The sequence below is a fragment of the Streptomyces sp. CAI-85 genome, from assembly GCF_013363615.1.
Taxonomy (GTDB): Bacteria; Actinomycetota; Actinomycetes; order Streptomycetales; family Streptomycetaceae; genus Streptomyces; species Streptomyces antibioticus_B.
The window spans coordinates 1-25181 of record NZ_JAANNX010000020.1; the positions used below are offsets into that span (position 1 = coordinate 1).

Here is a 25181-nt window from a genome sequence, read left to right on the forward strand (position 1 = left end):
AGGTGCAGGGCCGCGGTGAGCTGGCGCTGGCCATCCTGGTCGAGCAGATGCGCCGTGAGGGCTTCGAGCTGACCATCGGCAAGCCCCAGGTCGTCACCAAGGACGTCGACGGCAAGACGTACGAGCCCGTCGAGCGCATGACGATCGACGTGCCCGAGGAGCACATGGGCGCGGTCACGCAGCTCATGGGCGTCCGCAAGGGCCGGATGGACAACATGTCGAACCACGGCTCCGGCTGGGTCCGTATGGAGTTCGTGGTGCCCTCCCGCGGTCTGATCGGCTTCCGGACGGAGTTCCTGACCCAGACCCGCGGCACGGGCATCGGGCACTCGATCCACGAGGGCTTCGAGCCCTGGTTCGGCACCCTCCAGACCCGTAACAACGGCTCCCTGGTCGCCGACCGCTCCGGTGCCGTCACCGCGTTCGCGATGACCAACCTCCAGGAGCGCGGTGTGCTGTTCACCGACCCCGGCACCGAGGTGTACGAGGGCATGATCGTCGGCGAGAACTCGCGCTCCGACGACATGGACGTGAACATCACCAAGGAGAAGAAGCTCACGAACATGCGGTCGTCCTCGGCCGACTCGTTCGAGGCGATCGTGCCGCCGCGCAAGCTCTCCCTGGAGCAGTCCCTGGAGTTCTGCCGGGACGACGAGTGCGTCGAGGTGACCCCGGAGGCCGTGCGCATCCGCAAGGTCGTCCTGGACCAGCGTGACCGCGCCCGCACCGCGAGCCGCGCCAAGCACGCCTGATGCGCGGGTAGTTCACCGACGCGGCGCATCGCCGAAGCCCGGGTGTCCCCATGGTGGGGGTGCCCGGGCTTTTCGCAACCCATTTTGTCGCGCGAACTGTCCGTATTGCGGAGATCGCCAACCGATACCCATGTAACACGTCCGTTTCGCGCCTTCTCGCGGCAGAGTGTTTGTCCGCTTTTTGGAAGATCTAAGCGGCGGCTGTGACTGAATTGAGATTTAAAGACGGTGGTCGGCGCCTGGCCCATGCCAGATAGTTAGCCGCGTGGCGCTCGGGTCAACGGGTCTCGCGCTGTGGGGGCGGCGCCGACTCATGAGCACCAGGGGGTGTCTGACCCTCCGTCAAGGCTGACGGGGGACAGGCGTGCGCCCCCTCCTGTTGGTGAACGCGGAGTCACGAAGAGGAGTCCCATGCCGTCCCTGCATTCGATACCAGACCCGTCCGTCCCTGTTCGCGGCGTCTGTCACTGAGTTCGACTCCGGCCGCCCCGTGCGGTCGTTCGGCTACGCGCGTCCGGCTGTGGGTTCTCAGCCGCTTCCGGCCGTGATCTGACGTCCCGTCGTGCCAACCGGTCAGCGATCGCGCCTTCGTGCGCAGGTCGCCGTTCGGCGCACCCACACTTGTGAAATGGGCGAACTGTGACAAGTCCTACCGACATCGAGGGCGGCGGCACCCCGCTCCTCGTCGACGGCGATCCGGCGCCGGCGACCGGGCCCGACGCCAAGGTGCCCGTCGGCCGGTCTCCGGGCCAGCTGATGTGGCTCCGCTTCAAGCGCGACCGCGCGGGCGTGATCTCGGCCTACGTCGTCGTGTTCTTCTTCCTGATCGGACTGCTCGCCCCGCTGATCGCCAAGCTCTACGGAAAGAATCCGTACACCGTCTACGCGGACGAACGGCCGGAGCTGTTCGACAGCGCGGGCGTGCCGGTGCAGCCCAACGGCGGTATCAGCGGCGAGTTCTGGTTCGGCCTCGAACCGGGCAACGGCTACGACGTCTTCACCAAGCTGCTCTACGGCATCCGCAACTCGCTCGGCATCTCCCTGGCCGTCACCGTCGCCACCGTGCTCACCGGCATCGTCCTCGGGGTCGCGGCCGGCTACCTCGGCGGCCGGACGGACTTCCTGATCAGCCGGCTCATCGACTTCCTGCTGGCCATCCCCTCCCAGCTGTTCTTCATCGCGAGCATGCCGGTCGCGGTCTCCCTGTTCGTCAGCCCACGCGACGAGACACCGGTCTACGTCCGTGTCGTCGCGCTGATCGGGGTGATGTGGTTCCTCGGCTGGATGAGCCTGGCCCGCATCCTGCGCGGCACCGCCCTCGCCCTGCGCGAGCGGGAGTTCATCGAGGCGGCCAAGGTGAGCGGGGCGCCACCGGGCCGGATCATCCGCCGGGAGATCCTCCCGAACGTGGTCACCCCGATCCTGGTGCAGGCCACGTACATGCTGCCGAACTTCGTGACCGCCGAGGCCGGTCTGTCCTTCCTCGGGGTCGGTCTGGTCGAACCGACGCCGGACTGGGGCCAGATGTTCTCCAAGGCGGCGACCGAACTCGTGATGCAGAACGACATCACGTACATGTTCTTCCCCGGCGTCTCGATGATCATCTTCATCGTGGCGTTCAACCTGCTCGGGGACTCGGTCAGGGACGCCTTCGACCCCAAGACGGCGCGCTGACCCGCACATCACGCACTGCTGAACCGACAGAGATGGGTGGGAAACGAGTGATGGGTAAGGACGGACGCCGCGCGTACGCCGCGCTCTCCCTCTTCGCGGCCGGAGCGCTGGTGCTCTCCGGATGCAGCGAGGGAGGCAGCAAGGAAGGAAGCAACAAGGACGACAAGGACAACGCCGCACGGCAGCAGTCGTCGATCGACTTCGGTGACGCCAAGGCGTCGACCGGCCCGGCCGCCGAGGTCCCCGGCGCCAAGCCGGGCGGCACGATCACGGTGCCACAGCGGGACAGCTTCGCGCACCTCGACCCCGCGCAGATCTACGTCTCGGACGAGATGGCCCTGTCGCAGGTCATCCACAGAGGTCTGACCGGGTACAAGGCGACCAGCGACGACGGCAAGAAGCACGAGGTCGTCGGTGACCTGGCCACCGACAGCGGCACCACCACCGACGGCGGCAGGACCTGGAAGTACACGCTGAAGGACGGGGTCAAGTGGGCCGACGGCTCCGCGATCACCGCCACCGACGTGCGCCACACCTTCGAGCGCCTCTTCGCTCCCTTCATCTCCAACGGCCCGACCTTCATCCAGCAGTGGCTGGCCGACACACCGGGCACCGAGTACCGCAACCTGCTCAAGGACGGTCCGTACAACGGCAAGCACCTGCCGGACTCCGTCCTGGAGACGCCGGACGCGAAGACGATCGTCTTCAAGTTCAAGAAGGCCAAGCCCGACCTGCCGTACGCGCTGGCCATGGCCGGCTACTCGATCGTCTCCGAGAAGAACGACACCAAGGAGAAGTACGACAAGTCCCCGATGACGGCGGGCCCGTACAAGATCAAGGAGTTCAAGTCCGGCAAGTCGATGGTCCTGGTGAAGAACACCAACTGGGACCCGAACACCGACCCGATCCGGCACCAGTACGTCGACCAGTTCAACTTCGCCTTCAACAAGCAGTTCGAGGACTCCACCAAGGCCATCCTCGACGACTCCGGTGTCAATGCCAGCTCGGTCAGCTTCTCCAACGAGGTGGACGCCGGAAACCTCTCCAAGGTCCTCGCCGACGGCTCGCTGAAGTCCCGCACGATCTCCGGCTACCAGCCCTACGTCGGCCAGATCGACATCAATCTGTCGCACCCGGAGATGCAGAACAAGACGGTCCGCGAGGCCATCGCCTACGCGCTGCCGATCACCCCGTTCGTGCGCGCCTACGGCGGCGCCGCGGCCCGCGAGGTCGCCGGCGGTCTGATCAGCCCGACCGTCTCCGGCTACAACCCGAACTTCGACCCCTTCGGCAAGAAGAAGAAGCCCGCCGGTGACCCGGCCAAGGCGAAGGAACTGCTGGAGAAGGCCGGCAAGGTGGGCCTGAAGCTGACCTTCGGCTACATCAACACGCCCGAGGGCCAGCAGTACTCCACCGCCATGGCGGCGGGCCTGGAGAAGGCCGGCTTCGACGTCCAGCGCCAGGAGATCCCGGCCGAGACGTACTACGACCAGATCGGCAAGGTCGAGAACAACTTCGACATCTACCACACCGCGTGGGGCGCCGACTGGCCGAGCGCCTCGACCGTCATCCCGCCGCTGTACGACGGCCGCCAGATCCAGGACGGCGCGGCCAACTACTCGCACATCAACGACGAGAAGGTGAACGCGGACATCGACAAGGCGGCCACCATCACCGACCCGGTGAAGGCCGCGGAAGCCTGGAACGCGATCAACGAGTACATCGTGAAGGAGGTCGTCTCCAACATCCCGACGGCCTACTACAAGCAGACCCAGATCGCCGGCTCCAAGATCGGCGGCCTCGTGTACGACGACGTCATCGGCGGCGTCGACCCGCGCAGGCTGTTCGTGAAGTAACCCCTTCCCGAGCACGGTGCCCGGTGTGTCCCGTCCCACTCGCGCGGCGGGGCGCACCGGGCGGCCGTACGGCCTTCGAGTCCGAAAGCTGCCCTTGAGATGCTGCGCTTCCTCCTTCGCCGGACCCTCGGATCGATCGTGATCCTGGTCCTGCTGACCGTCGTCGCCTTCCTGCTCTTCTTCGGCATGCCGCGCGATCCGGCACTGCTGATGTGCGGCAAGACGTGCACGCCCGACGCGCTGGAGAACATCCACCGCACCCTCGGCATCGACAAGTCGGTCCCCGAGCAGTTCTGGATCTTCCTCCAGGGGCTGGTCATGGGACGGGACGATTTCGCCCAGGGACCCTGCCCCGCCCCCTGCTTCGGCTACTCGTACCACACCAACGAGCAGGTCTGGTCGACCCTGATGGACCGGCTGCCGCTCACGGTCTCGCTCGCCCTCGGTGCGACCGTCGTCTTCCTCTTCGTCGGCCTCGGCACCGGCATGCTGGCCGCCTGGCGGCGCGGGACGCTGGTCGACAAGTCCTTCACCGCGGGCTCGATGGTGCTCAGCTCGATGCAGATCTACTTCCTGGGCCCGCTCGCCCTCGCCGTGCTGGTCTACCAGACGCATCTGTTCGACGAACCCCGGTACACCGAGGTGACCGAGGATCCGCTCGCCTGGTTCACCGGACTGATCATCCCCTGGGTGGTGCTCTCCACGATCTTCGCGGCGCAGTACACCCGTATGGCGCGCTCCTCGATGATCGAACAGCTCCAGGAGGAGCACATCCGTACCGCCCGCGCCAAGGGCATGAGCCGTCGGTACGTCTTCTTCCGGTACGCCTGGCGCGGCTCCCTCATCCCGATCGTCACCATCCTCGGCATCGACCTCAGCTCGATGCTCGGCGGCGCGATCATCACCGAGTACACCTTCGGACTGCCCGGCCTCGGGCATCTGGCGGTGGAGTCGGTGCAGTTCAGCGATCTGCCGCTGCTGCTGGGCGTGATGCTGTTCGCGGCCGCGGTGATCCTGCTGTGCAACATCGTCGTCGACGCCGCCTACGCCTTCATCGACCCGCGCGTACGGCTGTCCTGACCCGCTGTGAGGAGCACTGTCGTGACCACTGTGACCAAGGAGGCCGGGGCGCCCGCACCGGCCGGCGCGGGCGCGTTCCTCTCGGTGCGGGACCTGCACGTCAGTTTCCGCACCGAGGACGGTGTCGTCCGGGCCGTCGACGGGCTCTCCTTCGACCTCGAACGGGGCCGGACCCTCGGCATCGTCGGCGAGTCGGGTTCCGGGAAGTCCGTGACCAACCTGACCGTCCTGGGGCTGCACAACCCGATGTTCACCACCGTCGAGGGGGAGATCCTGCTGGAGGGGCAGGAGCTGACCACGGCCCGCGAGTCGGAGCTGGAGCGGATCCGCGGCAACAAGGTCGCCATGATCTTCCAGGACCCGCTGACCGCGCTCTCCCCGTACTACACGGTGGGCCGGCAGATCGCCGAGCCCTACATGAAGCACCGGGGCGCGTCCAAACGGGCGGCCTGGGAGCGGACGGTGGAGATGCTCGGCAAGGTCGGCATCCCGAATCCCAAGGAACGGGCGAAGGACTATCCGCACCAGTTCTCCGGCGGGATGCGCCAGCGCGCGATGATCGCGATGGCGCTGGTCTGCGATCCCGACCTGCTGATCGCCGACGAGCCGACCACCGCGCTCGACGTGACCGTGCAGGCGCAGATCCTGGACCTGCTCAAGGACCTCCAGCGGGACACCGGTTCGGCGATCATCTTCATCACGCACGACCTTGGCGTGATCGCCGACATGGCCGACGACATCATGGTGATGTACGCGGGCAGCGCCATCGAGCGCGGCACGGTGGACGAGGTGCTGCGCTCGCCCCGGCATCCGTACACCTGGGGCCTGTTGAACTCGATGCCCCGGCTGGACTCGGACCTGAGCACCCCGCTGGCGCCCATCCCCGGCGCCCCGCCGTCCCTGCTGAACCCGCCGCCGGGCTGCCGCTTCCATCCGCGCTGCACCTTCCAGGACCGGGTCGGCGGCGGTCGCTGCGTCACCGAACGCCCGCTGCTGGCACCGGACCGTTCCTCGGCCTGCCATCTGGCGGCGGACCAGAAACGGACCATCTTCGCCGACGAGATCAAGCCCCGGTTGGGATAGCACCCGGTCGTGATGGAGCACCGGTCGTGATGGAGCCACGGCCGGGGACACAGCCCGCCGGCTCTGAGGAGGAGCACGTGACGAAAGAGGAACTTGTCCTTCCCGCTCCCCGGGCGGCCGAGGCCGTCGACGGGGAGCCGCTGTTGGTCGTGGAGGGGCTCACCAAGCACTTCCCGGTCAAGGGCGGCTTCCCGATCCGGCGCACGGTCGGCCAGGTGCAGGCGGTGGACGGCATCGACCTGACCGTGGGGGTCGGGGAGAGCTTCGGGCTGGTGGGGGAATCGGGCTGCGGCAAGTCGACGACGGGCCGTCTGATCACCCGGCTCCTGGAGCCCACCGGCGGACGGATCGCCTACCGGGGGCGGGACATCAGTCACGCCACGCGCAAGCAGCTCGCGCCGATGCGGTCCGAGATCCAGATGATCTTCCAGGATCCCTACTCCTCGCTGAACCCCCGGCAGACGGTCGGCAAGATCATCTCCGGTCCGATGGAGATCAACGGTCTCGATCCGGCGGGCGGCCGCGAGAAACGCGTACGCGAGCTGCTGGAGATCGTGGGTCTCAACCCCGAGCACTACAACCGCTTCCCCCACGAGTTCTCCGGCGGCCAGCGCCAGCGCATCGGTGTCGCCCGCGCCCTGGCCCTGGAACCCAAGCTCATCGTGGCCGACGAGCCCGTCTCCGCGCTCGACGTCTCCATCCAGGCCCAGGTCGTCAACCTGCTCCAGCAGGTGCAGCGCGACCTCGGCATCGCCTTCCTGTTCATCGCCCACGACCTGGCCGTCGTACGGCACTTCTCGCAGCGCGTCGCGGTCATGTACCTCGGCAAGATCATCGAGGTGGGCGACCGGGACTCCATCTACACCCGCCCCCGGCACCCCTACACCCACGCCCTGCTGTCCGCGGTCCCCGAGGTGTCCGTCACCGAGGGCGCGGCGCCGCAGCGGGAGCGGATCCGGCTGGCCGGGGACGTGCCCTCGCCCATCTCCCCGCCGTCCGGCTGCCGGTTCCGCACCCGGTGCTGGAAGGCACAGGACAAGTGCCGCACCGAGGAACCGCCGTTGGTCCGTATCGCCGGCAACCACGAGGGGCATCTGACGGCCTGCCACTTCCCGGAGGAGCCGACGATCGAGGCCCGGGACGAGGACATCGTGCTGGACCCGGCACTGGCGGCGCTGGAGGAGGGGCAGGGGGAGCCGTAGCCCCGGGGCCGGTTGCCGGCACGGCACAGGGCGACACGGAGAGGCCGTTCTCGTGCTTCGCGACGTCGACATCCCGAAGCGCCGACAACGGCCGCCCCCACCGCCCCGACGAGCACCGCGGATCACCGGGGCGGGTGACGGGCGAGCACAATGCCGAACTCAGAACACGACGAGCTCGTGACCCGGTTCGAGCGAAGGATCTCTGCACAGAACCTTCTGCTGCAGTTCCCGGAGAGCGGCGCCCGGTTCGTCTCCCAGTTGGTCGATCAGGCGACGGCGCATCAGGTCGAAGCAGCCCAGGGCCTCGGTCTGACGCCCGCTCCGGTACAGCGCGAGCATGAGCATCTCGGCGATGGCCTCGTCGAACGGGTGGTCCGCAGCGAGTCGATGGAGCACGGGGACGTTCTCCATGTGGTGGCCCAGCCGCAAGTCGATCCTGAGCCGACCGATCACATTCGCAAGCCGCTCCTGTTCCAGCGAGATCCGTGCCGCGGCCGCCCAGGGGGAACCGAGGTCCGACAGCGGGATGCCGCTCCAGAGTTCGAGCGCACTGTCGTACAGAGCGACTGCGGCGACGGGATCCCCCTCGCGTGCCGCGTTCCGCGCCTGGCAGACGAGGCGTCGAGACCGGTGCAGGTCGATGCAGCCGGGATCGACCATGAGGACGTAGCCGCCCGCCCGCCGGATCACGGGACACGGTGCGTCCAGCCGGCGTTCCGCGAAGGCACGACGCAACCGGGTGGCACAGGTGTAGAGGGCGTCACGAGGACGCTGGGGCGGGTCGTCCCCCCAGACCTGTTCCACAGCCGCGTCGTCCGCGACGAAACTGTTCGGACGCCATGCCAGGGCGGCCAGGAACCGTCGGACCCGCTCCGGCATCACGGATGTCTCCTCCCCGGGCCCGCACAGCCCCACCGGACCCAGAATGCGTATCTCCACCGCTTCTCCTACCGTCGGTCGAATGGTGCCGGTAGGACTGTGGCAGCCCGATGCAGGAACGCTGCATGGAATCTGCATGGGTGGTGGGACCGGCAGCGAGCGGCGCGCTGTGGTCATCGCGTTCCTGTCAGGGAACCTCCTGCGGCGAGTAGCCGGCCGCCTGGGCCCGGAAGAGCTTCGCGTAGACGCCCTCGCGGCTCATCAGTTCTTCGTGCGACCCCGATTCCGTCACTATCCCCTGTGCCAGCACGACAATGTGGTCCGCAGTTCGAACAGTGCCCAGTCGGTGAGATATCACCAGGCTGGTGCGCCCTTCTCGGAGCGCTTTCAGCGCCGAGTGCAGCTCGTACTCGGCCTCCGGATCGAGTCCTGAGGTCGGCTCGTCGAGGATCAGGAAGTCACGGTCACTGCGCAGGAACACACGAGCCAGGGCCACACGCTGCCATTCTCCTCCGGAGAGGAGCACTCCGGAATCCTCGAGTCCTTTCTCGGACTCCAGATAGAAGGTTCTCGAGAGCAATGTGTCGTAGCCGCGAGGAAGACCGGAGATCTTCTTGTGGATTCCAGCGTGTTCGGCTGCGTCGTGGAGGCGCGCAATGTCGCCCAGCGCGCTCAGATCACCCAGTGCGATGTTTTCGCCGGCGGTCATGTCGTAGTGCATGAAGTCCTGGAACACGGCGCCCATTCTGCTGCGCAGCTCGTCCACGTCGAAGTGCCTCAGGTCGACACCGTCCCAGAGGATGCGGCCGCGCGTGGGATCGTAGAACCTGCACAGGAGCTTGACGAGCGTGGACTTGCCGGCCCCGTTCAGACCGACGATCGCGACGGAACGTCCCGCCTCGATGCTCAGGTTCACTCCACGCAGCACCCAGTCGGCGTCCTCCGCATACCGGAACCAGACGTCATGCAGCTCGATCCTGCCGGTCAACGGGGCGATCGCCCGGGGCGCCACGTCGACCACCAGATCCGGCTCGGCACGGGTGACGGCCTCGTAGTGGCCGAACATCACCAGCGCCTCGTGTGCCACGGCAGTCTGCGCGGCGAACTGTGCCAACCCGGACTGTACGGCCGCGATCGCGGCGACCAGCATGGTGATGTCCCCGAGCGTCAGCCGTCCCGAGTCCACCGCACGCACAGCCCACAGCAGCCCGGCTCCAGCCACCAGCGCCGCCATCAGTCCCAGCCCGGCCTGAACGCGGAACGTGTGCCGATCCATCTTCTGCCGCGCGGAGTTGATGAGCCGTTTGTCGTCGAGCATCCGGTTGCGCAGGAAGCGCCCCAGCGAGTGGAGGCGGATCTCCTTGGCCGCATCGACGTTGGAGAGCAGCTGGTTGTAGAAGAGTTCCCGCCGCTCGGTGGGGCTGATGCCCCACATCATCGCGGCTCGCTTTCGCGCCAGGAGCACCTCGGCGAAGATGACGGGAAACCCGAAGACGACGACGAAGACGGACAACTCCGGTGACACGACCGACAGGGAACCGACGAAGGCCGCCATGGTGACCACCGACCTGGATGCCCCGACGAATCCGTCGACCACCTGCAACGGCGCTCTTCCACCGGCCTGTTTGGCAAGGCTCAGACGATCCAGAAAGGCGGGGTTCTCGAAGGGGCCGAGCCCGATGATCCGCCCCACGGCCTCGAAGAGCCGGGTCTGGGCATGGAGCCCGACCTGCCTTTCCAGGCAGCCGCGCACATAGGACGCGGCATGCGGCAGAATGCCGGCGATCAGGCCTCCGACCGCCAGTGCCGCTGCCGGTGCGACGGCCTGCTCCGGGGAGCTTCCCGCCGACAGTTCGTCGAGTGTCAGTTTGGTGAGCCACGCCATGGCGACCGGCAACAAGGCAGCGACGACGGCCGTGGCGATGTGGACGCACAGCAGCCGTGGTGCGGCCGAGACGCTGAGGCGGGCCGCACTGCCGATCTTTCGGACGGCCGGGCTCGCTCTCCTGATCGCCGTCTTCATGGGAACAGCTCCATACCTGTGTCAGCTCGAACGGGTGTATTGCGGAGAGAAGAACTGGCTCATCTCGTCCAGCCAGAGCATTCCGGCGCCGAAGAGCGCGGCGGGCGCGGCGACGATCAGATTGATGGCCACCGGACCGGAGTGGCTGTGAGGTGCCATCAGGAGGCCGGCGGCCGCCACTGCCAAGAGGATCGCGTTCCGGATCAGGTGGATCGCGGAGACCTGGGCATCGGAACTGCCTGCGCAGGCGCAGGACGTTGCTGTTCCCGAGGTGAGCACGCGAGCCAGGTGGACGGTGAACCCGGTGAGCAGAACGAGCGAGGCGGCGAAGCCGAGACGTGGTGCCGTGAAAAGGGCGACGACGATGGCCGCCTCCGCCGCCACGGTCGACATCGCGAGTGTCCGCGCGGCCCGGCCCCCCAAAGGCAGTGTGAGCACGAGGTGGGCGACAAGCGGGCTCAAGTCCCGCGCTTTCATGACGGCCGATACACCGAAAAGGGAAACGAGCGATATTTTACTGAAAGCGAAAAGGATGTCCATGTTCCTCTGCGACCCCCGCGGTGGATATGACTGTGACCGACGGCGACGCCGGCCGGAAGCGGGATGAACCGGCTTCCGGCCGACGTGGTGTCTACACCAGGTGGCAGTAGATCTTGCAGTTCTGTTCCTCGCAGCACGCCTTCAGACAGGGGTTGCTGCCGCCGCCGTTGGGCGGGCAGTTGGTTCCGCCCCAGGTGCAGCGATCACACCAGCACTCACGTGCACAGCCTGCTGCGGCCTCGGTCTTCGGCAGAATGCGCTCGGCCACCTTCGTGCCGAGAGTTCGAAGAATTCTCATTCTGATTCATCTCCTTCACCTGTTGGGAAATTTTCCGCGCAGAATCCGGGTCCTGTCGCGGAGCTCATGCGGGCGCCTCGTCAGAGTGTCCGCCAGACCTTTCCGAGAATTCGGCTCTCTGGAAAGAACCCGATCTGCCTGGAATCCAGGCTCACCCGGGCGTTGTCACCGAGGAGAACGAAGTGGCCCTCGGGGACGCACCGATCGGTGACGTCCCGGTTGCCGAGCTGGCCGGGGAGCACGGGATCACCCGCCACAGCGGCCACGCGTTTGATCAGCCACCTGCGGTTGGACAGCGGCTCGTGCCGGCAGCCGAGGCCCGCCGGTTCGTACGGCCATGCCTCTCCCTTCTGGGAGGGCTGTTCCACCACCACCAGCTGTCCCCGCTTCGGCAGTGCTCCACGCCGGACGAGTACGTGGTCTCCACTGTGGAGTGTGGGCTTCATGCTCTTCCCGTGGACCGTGATGAGAACGGTGGTGCGGGAGGCCCACGTGATCACCAGGGCGAGGCCCGCGGCGACGGCCGACAGCACCAGCATGGTGTGATCGCTCCTCGTTCGTTCCGGTGGTTGCTTCGCAGCGCGGTCAGGCGGCTGGAGCCGATGCGCGCACGGTGTTGCGTGGATCGGGCGCTGTCAGGCGCGCCGAACTCCGTGTCGAGAACAAGACTCGGTCGTCGGGACCGACGACGAGGTAGGTGGGCCAGTGGCTGATCTGCAGGTTCGCGACGACAGGTGAGTTCTGGTCGACGTGCACGACGCGGCCCACCCCGTCCAGGCCGCTTCGCAACCAGCCGAGGTCGGCCGGGTCCCCGATCGCGAGTGAGATCGCCCGCTCGGCCGGTACGCCGTGCTCCTCGAGGAACTTCCGGTAGCCGGGCAGCTGCTGTCGGCATCCTGCGCAGCCCAGCGACTGGAAGGCGAGCACCCAGGGCTGCGCCGACCCCACGGGAAGGGAGAACGGCTCACCGGCCACATCGACCAGCCCGTCGAGGCCGGCGATCCGAGTGCCCTGCTCCACCGACACCTCGGCGGCCGAGCGGATCGAAGCGACGTCGGGGGTCGCACCGATGACCTTTTTGACCCGGGCCGTCAGTGCCCAGGCGAGCGCGCACGCCGCACAGGAGGCGAGCAGTGCGAGAACCAAGAGGATGAAGAGCACAGACCTGCTGCTTCCTTGGAGAGGTTCAGGGGGATCGAGTTCGGCCCGGCCCGCCGTCAGGCGGTGATCGGCGTACGGGCCTCGGTGGCTGCGAGCTCGGGAAGACGCGCGACGTCCTCCGTCGCGAAGCTCACCGATCGGTCCGATGAGACGATCAAGAACGTAGGCCAGATGGAGACCTTGAGGTCCGTGGCGATGGACGGCAATTCGTCCGCGTGCACGATGTGGCTCAGGTCGCCGATCTCGTCGGTGTACATGCCGAGTTCGTCTGCTTCTCCCCACACCACGGAGATCACCCGGTCCCGGGGGACGCCCTGCCCACGGAGGTAGTCCCGGTAGCTCGGCAGCTGTGCCTTGCAGCCACTGCATGTGGTGGAGAGGAAGGTGAGGATCCAAGAGCCGTCCGGGTCGGCGCCCAGGGTCACCGGTTTGCCGTCGATGTCGGTCAGCTGTCCGTAGTCAGGGACCTCCGTACCGATGGCCACCGTCGGCGGGCGACTGGGGCTGAAGGCGCCTTCCTCGATGAGCGGATCGAGGACCTTCTTCACCCTGAGGGAAACCATCAGGGAGAGAGCACACGCGGTGCAGGCGGCCAGCAGGGCGAGAACGGCGATCGGGTACAGCGCCATGGCACATCTCCATTGCGGATGTGGGTGTGTGAGAAGGGCCCCTGGTGGTTCCGGGAGACGAGCTCCACTGTTGCCGCTGCCTCTGTCGCGGATCTTTCGTCGGTCTGTCGACCGCGGTCCGGGCGGGTCGGTGCGATCGTCGTCGGCCGGACCGTCTCCATCGCCGCGGGCAGGCCCCTGCGCCCCAGGACACGCAGCGGGTGCCTGGCGCATCGGGGCGGTTCACGGCTTTCGCCGCCCGGCTACAGGGCCAGAGGGTCGGCGGTCTCGCGGTCGGGGAGGGCCAGGTCGGTCAGTAGTGCGCGGGCGGTTGCCGGGTCGACGGAGGGGTCGATGCGCGCCTGCAACAGCCGGGAGCGGGCTTCGTCGAGGAGCTGGCCGGTTCGCAGGGCGGCCTCGATGCTGTGTCCGCATGCCTGGAGGGCCGCCGCGGTGTCCCCTCGAGTGTGGTGGACGACGGCACGGAGGCGGTGGATCCGGGCGAGGTCGAGTTCGCTGCCCTGCTCGGCGGCCCGGAGCGCATCGTGAAGGTGCGCCGCGGCGGCGTCCTGGTTGCCGAGCAGGTGGTGGTAGTGGGCGAGGTGGTAGTCGACGCTGACGCGCTCGGCGCCGGTCCGATGTGCCAGTTCCTGCGCCGGCCGAAGGTATTCGATGGCCTGGTCGGGCCGGCGTTCGGCCAGTTCCACGGCCGCCATGCCGCAGAGCGAGGCGATGTGGCAGGTGCGGTTTCCGACCTGTACGGCGAGGGACAGCGCCGAGCGGAACGAGTCCATGGCGGCTTCTCCCCGGCCGGCTGTGCAGTACGTCCAGCCGAACGTCTCGTGGATGACTGCCTGGGCATAGGGAAGGGCGGAGGTGACGGAGTGGTCCAGGGCTTCGGTCAGTACGGCCAGGGCCCGGTCGGCGCGCCCTTGTTGCTGCCAGACAAGACCGAGGTTGACGAGCATCAGGGCCTGGAGGCTGACGTCGCCGGCGGCGTCGGCGAGCGGGCGGCCGATGAGCAGCTGCTCTTCGGCCGCCTGAAGGCGTCCTTGCGAAATGTAGGTCGAGGCCAGGTTGTTCAACGCGGCCGCCCGGCCCCTGTCGTTGCCGATGGCCTGGTTGATCTCGGCGCACCGCCGGTGCTGGTCGAGGGCTTGCGACACGTGCCCGAGGCGCTTGAGCGCGACGCCGCCGGCTTGCAGGAGCAGTGCCTCCCCGTGCCGCCAGCCGCTCTCCCTGGCGAGGGACAACCCTTGCTCACAGGAGCGCAGGGCCGCCGCGAAGTCGGCCGTTCGCCAGTGGACCAGCGCCTGTGCGTGGTGCATGGCGGCCTGGCCGACCGGGTCCTCGGCCGCGACGGCCGCCTGGAGTGCCAAGCCGGCGTAACGGAGCCATTCGGTGGGGCCACGGCGCTGATGGAGGAGGTCCTGCATCACGTCGACCATGAGCCAGGCGTAGTGGTGCGGCCCGTTCTCGGCGGTGTGGGTGATCAGCCGTGAGATGTTCTCCCACTCCTGGTCGAACCATTCGACGGCGGCTTGCGGGCCGGCGAACGTGCGGGGAGAAGCACCCTCGGCCGGTGCGGGGTGAGGCAGGTCGGCCGGCTGGTGACGATATGTCGTGGCGACGTTCGTCACCGTGTGGAGGTAGTGGTCCAGGAGCCGGTGCACGGCCAGGGCGCGGGCGGCATCGTCGTCGTCCTGCCGGGAGCGGTTGCGGGCGTACTCCCTGACGAGGTCGTGCCAGTGGTAGGTGTCCGGTGTCTGTTCCCTGATCAGATGGACGCCGGCCATGGCTTCGAGCTGGTACCCGGCGTCGTCGCGATCGAGGCCGGCGAGAGCGGCGGCCGACGGTGTCGAGATGCTCGCCAGCGGCATGAGCCCGAGCAGGCGCAGCATCCGTCGGGCGGGCGGGGGCAGGACGCCGTAGCTGAGGTCCAGTGCGGCGGTGACGGCATGCCTTCGGTCGCCGTCGATGCGGAGCCGTGCCAGGATCCCGTGTTCGCGGAGTTCGCCGACCAGGTGGTGGGGGGTGCGGTGCGGCCCACCCTTGATCCAGCCCAGGGCGATGCGCAGGGCGAGCGGCAGTCGGCCGCAGAGTTCGAGCAGTTCCTCTGTCGCGTGCGCGTCGGCGTCGACCATGGCGTCGCCGAGGTGACGCGCCATCAGTTCGGCGCCCTCGCGCGGGGTCAGCCTGTCGAGGCTGACCCGGTGCGCTCCGTCGAGCGCGACGAGTTCTGCGAGGCGGTCACGGCTGGTGACGAGGGTCAGGCAGGCGGGTTCGGCGGGAAGCAGCCGCCGGACCTGGCTCGGATCGCCGACGTTGTCCAGGAGCATCAGGATCCGCTTGCCGTTCGTGAGCGTACGCAACAGCCCGGCCTGGGCCTCGACACCCAGCGGGATGTCACGCGTGCTGCATCCCAGGCCCTGCAACAGCAGCGGCAGTGCCTCCGTGTCCGTCATCGGATCGCCCGTGCAGAAGCCGCGCATGCTCAGGAACAGCTGGCCGTCGGGGTACTGGCGGGCAGCGTGGTGGGCCCATCGAGCGGCGAACGAGGTCTTGCCCACCCCTGCCTCCCCGACGATCAGGATGAGGCGTTCGGGCGCTCGGACGAGGGTGTCGAGCAGGTCCGTCTCGGCCTGCCGGCCGACGAACCCCGCGGGCACGGGCGGCAGTTGCCGGGGCGTCGACCGGGAGGCGGCAGCGGGCCGGCGGCCCGCCGGGACGGTGCCGGCGTTCGCCTCGTCCTCGGTGAGCAGCAGATGGTGCAGCTTGCGCAGTTCCGGGCCGGGTCCGACACCGAGCTCGTCGACGAGGAGGGAGCGGAACTCCTGGTAGGCGGCCAGTGCCTCGGGGCGCCGACCGAGCCCCGCCAGGGCACGCATGTACAGAGCGCGGGGCCGCTCCCGCAGGGGTTGCTCGGCCACCAGCTTGGAGAGTTCCGCAGCCACCAACTCGAAGTGTCCGAGCGCGATGGTGGATTCCGCCCATCCCTCGACCGCGGTCGTACGGTACTCGGCGTACCGGTGGCGTTCGGGCACCGCCACCAGGTCCGCCAGGTCGGTGAACGGCTCGCCGCGCCACAGCCTCATCGCCCGGGCGAAGTAGGCGCACGCCTGGTCGTGGACGCCCTGCCGCGCGGCGCGCACACCGACGCCGAGCAGGTCGTCGAGGACCTGGAGGTCCAGCTCGCCGGGGTCGCAGCGCAGCAGGTAGCCGGGGTTGCGGGTGAGGATGCGGGACGGCTGCTGCGGGCCGAGGGCGCGGCGCAGTTCGGTCACCAGCGCGCGGACCCGGGCGGACGGCGCGGCAGGCATGTCCTCGCCCCACAGGGCGTCGGCGATGTGCTCGACGGAGACGACCTGATTGGCCTTCAGCAGAAGGGTGGTCAGCAGTGCGCGTTGTCTGCTCGTGAGCGGCACGGCCGTTCCGTCGATCGAGACTTCGGCGACCCCGAGAAGCCTGAACTGCATGGAGGCCTGCTGCATGACAGCAGGATAGTCGTGGGCTCGACGCGGCCGGAGCGCCCGCCTGCCCCACCGCGACGGCAGGGGCCCGGCAGACCCCGCACCCGCTGGGTGCCGGTGTCGTACCGGGCCCTGCACCGGCGTCGAACCGGGCGCAGCACTCACACGTCGTCGGTCCTCGGCGACGGCGACATCACGTCGCTGAGGCCGAGGACCGACGGTGAAGGCGTGTGTGTCAGGCCGCCGTCTCGGGGTCCTTCGCCAGACGCGGGGCCGGCACCGTGACCTTGGCGTCCGTCGTCTCCGGGTAGTGGCACGCGGTCAGGTGGCCGGGCTTGTTGCCGTCGACCTGGACCAGCGGGGGTGCCTCGGTCGCGCATTTCTCCGTCGCCTTCCAGCAGCGGGTGCGGAACCGGCAGCCGGTGGGCGGGTTGATGGGCGAGGGCACGTCGCCGACCAGCCGGATCCGCTCGCGGGACGGGGTGCCCTCGTCCTCCACGGTGGCCTCGGGCACGGCCGACAGCAGCGCCCGCGTGTACGGGTGGCGCGGGTTGCCGTACAGGTCGTCGCGGTCGGCGATCTCGACGATCTTGCCGAGGTACATGACCGCGACGCGCTGCGAGAAGTGTCGTACGACGGCCAGGTCGTGGGCGATGAAGACGAACGCGATGCCGAGGTCGCGCTGTACCTGCTGGAGCAGGTTGACGACCTGGGCCTGGATGGAGACGTCGAGCGCGGAGACGGGCTCGTCGGCCACGATGAGCTTGGGTTCCAGGGCCAGCGCCCGTGCCACGCCGATGCGCTGGCGCTGGCCGCCGGAGAACTCGTGGGGGAAGCGGTTGTAGTGCTCGGGGTTGAGACCCACGATCTCCAGCAGCTCACGCACCCGCTTCTCGTGGCCGCCCGCCGGGTTGATGCCGTTGATCTCCATCGGACCGGAGATGATCTTGCCGACGGTCTGTCGGGGGTTCAGCGACGCGTACGGGTCCTGGAAGATCATTTGGATCTCGGAGCGGACCGGCGCGAGCTGCTTGCGGTTGGCGTGGGTGATGTCCTTGCCGCGGTAGGCGATCCGTCCGCCGGTGGGCTCCAGGAGCCGGGTGATCAGACGGCCCGTGGTCGACTTGCCGCAGCCGGACTCGCCGACCAGACCGAGGGCCTCGCCCTCGTTGACCTGGAAGTCCAGCCCGTCGACCGCCTGCACGGCACCGACCGTGCGCCGGATCGGGAAGCCGCCCTTGATCGGGAAGTGTTTGGTGAGCCCGGAGACGTCCAGGAGGGGAGTGGTGCTGCTCATGGTTGTGAAATCCCGTCTCTTGTACGTCAGTTCGCCGCGCTGCCGGCGAGGTCGGAGAAGTACTCACCGCGCTGGTCGGCGGTCAGGTGGCAGGCGGAGCCACGTCCGTCCAGAACTTCCAGGAGTGGCTGCTCCTTGGCGCACAGGCCGCCCTCGACCTTCTCGGCGAAGGTGCACCGGGGGTGGAAACGGCAGCCCGACGGCGGGTTCAGCAGGGAGGGCGGCGACCCCGGGATCGGGTTGAGCGGCACGTCCACCGGGTGGTCCAGGCTCGGCATCGAGCTGAGCAGACCCACCGTGTAGGGGTGCTGAGGAGTCTTGAGGACCTCGCGCTTGGTGCCGCGCTCCACACACCGGCCGCCGTACATCACCAGGACGTCGTCGGCGATGTCGGCGATCACGCCCAGGTCGTGGGTGATGAAGATGATCGCGGTGCCGAACTCCCGCTGAAGATCCTTGAGCAGGTCCATGATCTGCGCCTGCACGGTCACGTCGAGCGCGGTGGTCGGCTCGTCGGCGATCAGCAGCTCCGGGTCGCAGACCAGCGCCATCGCGATCATCGCGCGCTGGCGCATACCGCCGGAGAACTGGTGCGGGTAGTCGTCCACCCGGGTCTCCGGCTGCGGGATCCCGACCCGGCGCAGCATCTCGACGGCCCGGTCCCGGGCCTCCTTCTTGGAGCAGCCCGTGTGCTTGCGGTACGTCTCGCCGATCTGCCGGCCGATGGTGTGGTACGGCGAGAGCGAGGCCAGCGCGTCCTGGAAGATCATCGACATCTTGTTGCCGCGGAGCTTCTCCAGGGTGCGTTCCGGGGCCCCGTTCAGCTCCTGGCCGTCGAGGACGATGGATCCCTCGACCTTGGTGCTGTCCGGGTTGTGCAGACCCAGGATGGTCAGGTTGGTGACCGACTTGCCGGATCCCGACTCACCCACGATGCCCAGCGTCTTGCCGCGTACGAGGTCGAAGGAGAGGCCGTCGACGGCCTTGACGGTGCCGTCCTCGGTCGAGAAGTGCACCTTCAGGTCCTTGACGGACAGGAAGGGCTGCTGTTCGGTGCTCGTCACGGGGACGCTCCAGAGGGGGGTCATGCGGGGGTGGGCGGCGAGGGCGGGTGAGGTCAGGCGAGCCGGATGCGCGGGTCGATCAGCGCGTAGCAGGCGTCCACGATGATGTTGGCGACCACCACGAAGGACGCGGTGAGGACCATGACACCGAGAAGCATGGGCAGGTCGTTCGTGGAGACCGACTTCACGGCGAGCATGCCGATGCCCTGGATGCTGAAGGTCTTCTCGGTGATCATCGCGCCGCCGAGCAGGACGCCCAGGTCGATGCCGAAGATGGTGACGATCGGCCCGAGCGCGCCGCGCCAGGCGAAGCGGAAGAAGACGGTGCGCTTGGAGAGACCCTTGGCCCGGGCGGTACGGACGTAGTCCTCGCTGAGCGTCTCGACCATCTGGGAGCGCGTCATACGCGTGTAGTTCGCGGTGAAGATCAGGGCGAGCACCAGCCACGGGAGGAGCAGCCCGCTGAACCAGGCGGCCGGGTTGTCGCTGAACTTCGTGTACGAGGGCTGTTCGAGGAGCTGCCACTGGTAGACGAAGAAGTACAGGGCCAGGGTGCCCACGAAGTAGATCTGCATCGACGAGGCGACCAGCGAGGCGCTGGAGGCGATCTTGTCGGTCGCCCTGCCCTGCTTGACGGCGGCCAGCATGCCCATGCCGACGCCGAAGATGAGGAAGACCACCGCGGCGCCGATGGCCAGGGAGAACGTGGTCGGGAAGCGGTCCATCACCGTCGCGAGCACGGGCTCGCGGTTGACGAAGGAGTATCCCAGGCAGGGCGCGTCGCAGGAGCCGAAGCCGGGGTACTCGCGGCCCAGGAAGATGCCCGAGAGCCAGTGCCAGTACTGCGTCGGCAGCGGGTCCGAGATCCCCATGTTGTGGCGGATGAGCTCCAGCGTCTCCGGCGTGCAGACCTTGCCGCAGGCGATCCGGGCCGGGTCGCGCGGCACGGCGTAGAAGAGCATGAACGTGACCGCGCTGATGATCAACAGCGTGATCACGGCGCCGAGGAACCGGCGGGCGAGGAAGCGAAGCATGGGGGAGTGGCTTTCCTGGGAGGGCCGTCGTGCGGAACGGGCCGGGCCGGGGTGACCGGAGGCCCGGAGGACGAGAGCCGAGGGTGGGGACGGCCGGTCGGCCGCCCCCACCGCTCAGTGCTGGATCAGGACTTGACGTACAGCTTGTAGAGCATGCAGCCGTCGAAGTTCGGGTCCATCTTCACGTTGCCGAGCTTGGAGCCGTGCAGGTAGATGCGCTTCATGTACACGTCGGGGATGAAGGCGCCGGTCTCGGTGACCTGCTTGTCCAGGGCGGCCCACATCTTGTTGGCCTTCTCCTGGTCGGGCTCGGCGGTGGCGGCCTTGATGGCGGCGTCCACGGCCGGGTCCTTCAGGTGCGCGTAGTTGGTGCCCTGGTCCGTGACGTTGGCGCTGTCGAACAGCGGCTGGAAGACCGAGTAACCGGTCGGCCAGTCGGCGCCCCAGCCGCCCCAGTAGATGTCGAACGGGTTGTCGAGCTTGCCGATCTGGTCGTACCAGGTCGTGGAGTCGATCGGCTTGGTGACGACCTCGAAGCCGGCCGCCTTCAGGGCGTTCTCGACGACGACCTTGACCTTGGCGTTCGTCGGGTCGTTCATGTACGCGTAGACGACCTTGGTGCCGGTCTTGCCGGCCTTCTCCAGGACCTTCTTCGCCGCGGCCGGGTCACCGGCCGGCTTGGCCAGCTTGCCCCAGACGTCCTGCGACTCGTAGCCGGCGACGAGCGGGCTCATGATGCCGGTCGCGTAGTCACCGCGGTTGGCGCCGCCCTGGAGCTGACGGATGCTGGCGGTCGGCCAGGCGCGGATGATCGCTTCGCGGACGGCCTTGTCGGTCACCCGGGTGGTGTTGATCCAGTAGACGCTGGTGCCGCTGCCCAGGTCGGAGAAGACACGGTCCTTGGCCTGCGCGGTGGCCTTGGCGACGCGCTCGACCGGGATGGTGCGCCACGAGACGGCGAACTGGTCGTTGCCGGAGTCGGCGAGCAGACGGTCGGCCGCGGTGAGCGCCTCGATGCCGAAGGTGAAGTCGAACTCGTCCGGGTAGGCGTTGCGGATCGGGTCGGTCGCGGCGTCCCAGTGCTCGTTGCGGACCAGGACCATCGACTTGTCGGTGACGTGGGTCTTGATCTTGTAGGGGCCGTTCGACACCGGCTTCTTGTCGTAGTTCTGCTTGGTGTCCTTCTTCACCGGGGTCGGCGCGTAGGAGTGCATCGCGACGACGTAGTTGAAGTCCGGACGGGCCTCGGAGAGGCGGAACGTGATCGTCTTGCCGCTGATCTCGATCGACTTCAGGTGCTTGCCGCTGTACGGGCCGGAGTACGACTTGCGGAAGTCGGCGGAACCGCTCAGCCACATCTGGGCGTAGGACGCGCCCTCGGTGATGAAGCTGGCGAAGCCGCGCTCGAAGCCGTGGCGGACGTCGTCGACGGTGACGTCGGAGCCGTCCTCCCACTTGACGCCGTCCTTCAGCGTGAAGGACCAGGTCTTGCCGCCGTCCTTCATCGTGCCGACATCGGTGGCGAGGTCGCCGACGAGGGTCATCGAGCCGTCCTCGCCGATCTTGTAGCCGGTGAGGGTGCGGGACAGGACCACCGCGGCCAGCGAGTTCCAGGCGTAGTAGATGCGCTGCGGGTCGAGGTGCGAGAAGTCGTCGTCGTTCAGAAGGAAGACCTTGCCGCCCTTCTTCGCGCCGGAGACCTCGGGGGCCGGACCCTTGGAGTCCTCGGCAGTGCCGATCTTGATCTCGGTCGCGTTGGCCTTGGCGGCTTCCTGCTTGCCGACCCCACCGCCGGTGCCACTGCTGGAGTCACCGCTGCTGCACGCGGTCAGCACGGAGCCGGCCGCGACGGCCACACCGGTGGCTATCAGGAAGTTTCTGCGCGAAAAGGACATCGCATCCTGCCTAGGGAAGTGAGTTGAGTGAGAGGAGGGGTTCCGGCGCCCGGCGCCTTTGCCGTTGTGCTGAAAGGGCCGGAGTCAGCGCTTGGTCTTCGGGTCGAGCGCGTCGCGTACCGAGTCACCGAGCAGGTTGAACGCCAGGACGAAGATCACCATCGTGACGCCCGGGAAGAGCAGGAAGGTGATGTCGTCCTGGTAGAACTGGGCGGCGTAGCCGATCATGACGCCCCAGTCGGGGGTCGGGTCCTGGAGGCCCACGCCGAGGAAGGCGAGACCGGCCTCCGTGGTGACCATCAGGGGGAGGGCGAGGGTCGCCTGGATGAGGATCGGCGTCCACAGGTTCGGCAGCAGCTCCTTGAAGATGATGCGTGCCGGAGAGGCGCCGGTGACCTTCGCGGCCTCGACGAACTCACGCTCGCGCAGGGCGAGTACCTGGCCGCGCAGCAGTCGGGCGATGGACGCCCAGCCGAAGGCGGTGAGCAGGCCGATGAGGCAGACGACCGTCAGCCAGACCGGTGTGTTCTCCTCGGGGGCCACGAAGAGGGCGATGACCACCGGGGTGAAGGCCACGAAGAAGAGCTGTGACGGGAACGCCAGCAGGATGTCGATGACACGGCCGAGGAGCCAGTCCGTCTTGCCGCCGATGTAGCCGGCGGTCACACCGATCACCACGCCGAAGATGATGATGAGGACCGTGATGGCGGTGGCGATCATCAGCGAGTTGCGGATCGCGTAGAGCAGGAAGGTGAAGACGTCGCGGCCGAGCTGCGGGTCGATGCCGAACCAGTACTCGCTGCTCATGCCGCCGTTGGGGCCGGTGGGGAAGCTGTTGTCGCCGAGCAGGCCCGGCGTGTTCAGCCCGTAGGTGGTGTAGGGGTCCTTGCCGTACACCTTGGCGATCAATGGCGCGGCCAGCGCGACCACGAAGAACGCGATCACGATGAACGCCGATATGACGCCTGTGCGGTCCCGCTTGAACCGGCGCCAGGCGAGCTGCCCGGGCGAGCGGCTCTCGTTGGCCTTCGGGGCGTCAGAAGTGGTCGACTTCTCGACGCTCTCGTCGGTCACCTCGAGCGGGGCAGCCGCTGATGGAGTTGGGGGGGTCATGGTGCTCCTGGCCCAGGGAGGGTCTGATGACTCCGCAGGGCACTCCCCTACGGGCTACGCGGGACTTTTTCAACGCAATTCGTTCAAGGTCAATAAATTCTGGTTCGCCTTGGTCTTCTCTTTACTTTTTTTGCCTTTTCTTGACTGAATCGTAGCTACGCGGGTAGCGCGCCGTAATCGTTCCGTGTCCGAACTCGGATGAATTGTGAATACTCGGACAACGCGTCCGATATGCGGGCGCCGTGGTATCGGATTGCGTACACCAGGTGGTCGCGATTCGACGGTTCCGTGTGAGATGCCGGCAGTTCCTTGCGTCCGGCTCCCAAGATCCATTGTGACCTGCGAAGAAGATCCTTTTCGACCCTTCCGGAGCCGGTCGCGTCTCGAGCCGGTCATCGAACGGGTGCGGTGCGCATGCGCGATGGGGGGAATTGCGTTGCTATGGACCGATAAAGGATCAATGCACTCGGTCCGGACGCACGGCGCTCAGGTAGAGCAAGCAAGAGGAGGCATCCATGCGTGGAGCCACGCACGCCAAGTGGGCCGCATGCGCGGCGGCGGTCGCCCTCGTGGCGACGGCCTGCGGGGGCGGGAGCGACAACGGCGGCGGTGACAGCGGCGCCACGCTCAGCTCCTCCTGGGGCGACCCGCAGAACCCGCTGGAGCCCGCCAACACCAACGAGGTGCAGGGCGGCAAGGTGCTCGACATGATCTTCCGCAGCCTCAAGCGGTACAACCCGGAGACCGGTGCCGCCGAGGACTGGCTCGCCGAGAAGATCGAGACCACCGACTCCCAGAACTTCACGATCACCGTGAAGGACGGCTGGACCTTCAGCAACGGCGAGAAGGTGACCGCCAAGTCCTTCGTCGACGCCTGGAACTACGGCGCCGACCTGAAGAACAACCAGAAGAACGCGTACTTCTTCGAGTACATCGACGGCTACAGCAAGGTCCACCCGGACGACGGCAGCGCCCCGAGCGCCGGCACCCTCTCCGGGCTGAAGGTCACCGACGAGATGACCTTCACCGTCAAGCTCAAGCAGAAGTTCTCGACGTTCCCCGACACCCTCGGCTACCCCGCCTTCGCACCGCTGCCGCAGAGCTTCTTCTCCGACCACGCGGGCTGGCTGAAGAAGCCGATCGGCAACGGGCCGTACACCATCGACTCCTACACCAAGGGCTCGCAGATGGTGCTGAAGAAGTGGGACGACTACCCCGGTGAGGACAAGGCCGAGAACGGCGGGGTGACCCTCAAGGTCTACACCGACAACAACACCGCCTACACCGACCTGCTGGCCGGCAACCTCGACCTGGTCGACGACGTGCCCGCCGCCCAGCTCAAGAACGTCAAGAACGACCTCGGCGACCGCTACCTCAACACCCCCGCCGGCATCATCCAGACCCTGGCCTTCCCGTTCTACGACCCGAACTGGAACAAGAGCGGCTCGGACAAGGTCCGCACCGGCCTCTCCCGGGCCATCGACCGCGACCAGATCACCAAGACGATCTTCCAGGACACCCGCACCCCCGCCAGCGACTGGACCTCCCCCGTGCTCGGCGAGGAGGGCGGCTTCGAGGAGGGCTTCTGCGGGGACGCCTGCGAGTACGACCCGGCCGAGGCCAAGAAGCTCATCGAGGAGGGCGGCGGACTCCCCGGCGGCCAGGTCAAGATCACGTACAACGCGGACACCGGCTCGCACAAGCAGTGGGTCGACGCGGTCTGCAACTCCATCAACAACGCCCTCGACAACGAGACGGCGTGCGTCGGCAACCCCGTCGGCACCTTCGCCGACTTCCGCTCGCAGATCAGCGACCGCAAGATGAGCGGCCCCTTCCGGGCCGGCTGGCAGATGGACTACCCGCTCATCCAGAACTTCCTCCAGCCGCTCTACTACACCAACGCCTCCTCCAACGACGGCAAGTGGTCCGACAAGGAGTTCGACGGCCTCGTCGACCAGGCCAACGCCGAGACCGACACCGCCAAGGCCGTCGACACCTTCAAGGAGGCCGAGGGCGTCGTCCGCGACAACATGGCCGCCATCCCGCTCTGGTACCAGAACGGCAGCGCCGGCTACTCCGAGCGCCTCTCCAACGTCAAGCTCAACCCGTTCTCCGTCCCGGTCTACAACGAGATCAAGGTGAGCTGACCGCG

At 67.5% G+C, this 25181-nt stretch carries 19 protein-coding genes and 1 pseudogene; 7 read left to right on the plus strand and 13 right to left on the minus strand.

What is annotated here, in order from left to right; all coding sequences use genetic code 11:
• The 6 genes and pseudogenes from G6W55_RS21730 to G6W55_RS21755 all read left to right on the plus strand — a co-directional run.
• A pseudogene (locus G6W55_RS21730) lies at positions 1-752 on the plus strand (translational GTPase TypA); the annotation flags it as partial.
• A gap of 639 nt (positions 753-1391) precedes the next feature.
• Positions 1392-2426 carry an ABC transporter permease gene (locus G6W55_RS21735; protein ID WP_175522507.1) on the plus strand — a complete coding sequence of 345 codons (1035 nt, stop codon included), beginning with the start codon at positions 1392-1394 and terminating at the stop codon, positions 2424-2426.
• Positions 2427-2476: 50 nt separating this feature from the next.
• The gene (locus tag G6W55_RS21740) at positions 2477-4282 is read left to right on the plus strand and encodes an ABC transporter substrate-binding protein (RefSeq protein WP_175522508.1); all 1806 of its coding nucleotides are present in this window, start codon (positions 2477-2479) and stop codon (positions 4280-4282) included.
• 99 nt (positions 4283-4381) lie between these two features.
• Positions 4382-5362, plus strand: a complete 981-nt coding sequence (locus tag G6W55_RS21745) for an ABC transporter permease (protein ID WP_175522509.1) — start codon at positions 4382-4384, stop codon at positions 5360-5362.
• A gap of 21 nt (positions 5363-5383) precedes the next feature.
• Positions 5384-6445 (plus strand): ABC transporter ATP-binding protein, encoded by a 1062-nt coding sequence (locus G6W55_RS21750; protein ID WP_175522510.1) that lies wholly within the window; start codon positions 5384-5386, stop codon positions 6443-6445.
• A 77-nt stretch (positions 6446-6522) separates the two neighbouring features.
• The gene (locus tag G6W55_RS21755) at positions 6523-7647 is read left to right on the plus strand and encodes an ABC transporter ATP-binding protein (RefSeq protein ID WP_175522511.1); all 1125 of its coding nucleotides are present in this window, start codon (positions 6523-6525) and stop codon (positions 7645-7647) included.
• Positions 7648-7806: 159 nt separating this feature from the next.
• On the opposite strand, the gene G6W55_RS21760 is transcribed toward G6W55_RS21755, so the two are convergent.
• The 13 genes from G6W55_RS21760 to G6W55_RS21820 form a co-directional block, all read right to left on the minus strand.
• Positions 7807-8586, minus strand: a complete 780-nt coding sequence (locus tag G6W55_RS21760) for a BTAD domain-containing putative transcriptional regulator (RefSeq protein ID WP_309243781.1) — start codon at positions 8584-8586, stop codon at positions 7807-7809.
• Positions 8587-8713: 127 nt separating this feature from the next.
• A complete protein-coding gene (locus G6W55_RS21765; RefSeq protein WP_175522512.1) occupies positions 8714-10549 on the minus strand; it encodes an ABC transporter ATP-binding protein in 1836 nt (611 codons plus the stop codon).
• Positions 10550-10570: 21 nt separating this feature from the next.
• A complete protein-coding gene (locus tag G6W55_RS21770) occupies positions 10571-11089 on the minus strand; it encodes a MauE/DoxX family redox-associated membrane protein (protein WP_175522513.1) in 519 nt (172 codons plus the stop codon).
• 91 nt (positions 11090-11180) lie between these two features.
• On the minus strand, positions 11181-11387 hold the full coding sequence (locus G6W55_RS21775; protein WP_175522514.1) for a hypothetical protein: 207 nt from the start codon (positions 11385-11387) through the stop codon (positions 11181-11183).
• 80 nt (positions 11388-11467) lie between these two features.
• Entirely contained in the window at positions 11468-11926 is a 459-nt protein-coding gene (locus G6W55_RS21780; RefSeq protein ID WP_175522515.1) for a S26 family signal peptidase, read from the minus strand.
• A gap of 46 nt (positions 11927-11972) precedes the next feature.
• A complete protein-coding gene (locus tag G6W55_RS21785) occupies positions 11973-12548 on the minus strand; it encodes a hypothetical protein (RefSeq protein ID WP_175522516.1) in 576 nt (191 codons plus the stop codon).
• A gap of 56 nt (positions 12549-12604) precedes the next feature.
• Entirely contained in the window at positions 12605-13177 is a 573-nt protein-coding gene (locus G6W55_RS21790; protein ID WP_175522517.1) for a hypothetical protein, read from the minus strand.
• A 242-nt stretch (positions 13178-13419) separates the two neighbouring features.
• The gene (locus G6W55_RS21795; RefSeq protein ID WP_175522518.1) at positions 13420-16647 is read right to left on the minus strand and encodes a BTAD domain-containing putative transcriptional regulator; all 3228 of its coding nucleotides are present in this window, start codon (positions 16645-16647) and stop codon (positions 13420-13422) included.
• 214 nt (positions 16648-16861) lie between these two features.
• Positions 16862-17923: an ABC transporter ATP-binding protein gene (locus tag G6W55_RS21800; protein WP_175522519.1), complete on the minus strand. Its 1062-nt coding sequence runs from the start codon at positions 17921-17923 to the stop codon at positions 16862-16864.
• 26 nt (positions 17924-17949) lie between these two features.
• Positions 17950-18987, minus strand: coding sequence for an ABC transporter ATP-binding protein (locus G6W55_RS21805; protein WP_175522520.1), 1038 nt, complete (start codon positions 18985-18987; stop codon positions 17950-17952).
• Between the two features lie 53 nt (positions 18988-19040).
• Positions 19041-20021 carry an ABC transporter permease gene (locus G6W55_RS21810; RefSeq protein ID WP_175522521.1) on the minus strand — a complete coding sequence of 327 codons (981 nt, stop codon included), beginning with the start codon at positions 20019-20021 and terminating at the stop codon, positions 19041-19043.
• Positions 20022-20146: 125 nt separating this feature from the next.
• A complete protein-coding gene (locus tag G6W55_RS21815; RefSeq protein WP_175522522.1) occupies positions 20147-21916 on the minus strand; it encodes an ABC transporter substrate-binding protein in 1770 nt (589 codons plus the stop codon).
• A gap of 84 nt (positions 21917-22000) precedes the next feature.
• The gene (locus G6W55_RS21820; protein WP_175522523.1) at positions 22001-23029 is read right to left on the minus strand and encodes an ABC transporter permease; all 1029 of its coding nucleotides are present in this window, start codon (positions 23027-23029) and stop codon (positions 22001-22003) included.
• A 515-nt stretch (positions 23030-23544) separates the two neighbouring features.
• Here G6W55_RS21820 and G6W55_RS21825 point away from each other — a divergent pair.
• Positions 23545-25176 (plus strand): ABC transporter substrate-binding protein, encoded by a 1632-nt coding sequence (locus G6W55_RS21825; protein ID WP_175522524.1) that lies wholly within the window; start codon positions 23545-23547, stop codon positions 25174-25176.
• Positions 25177-25181 lie beyond the last annotated feature (5 nt).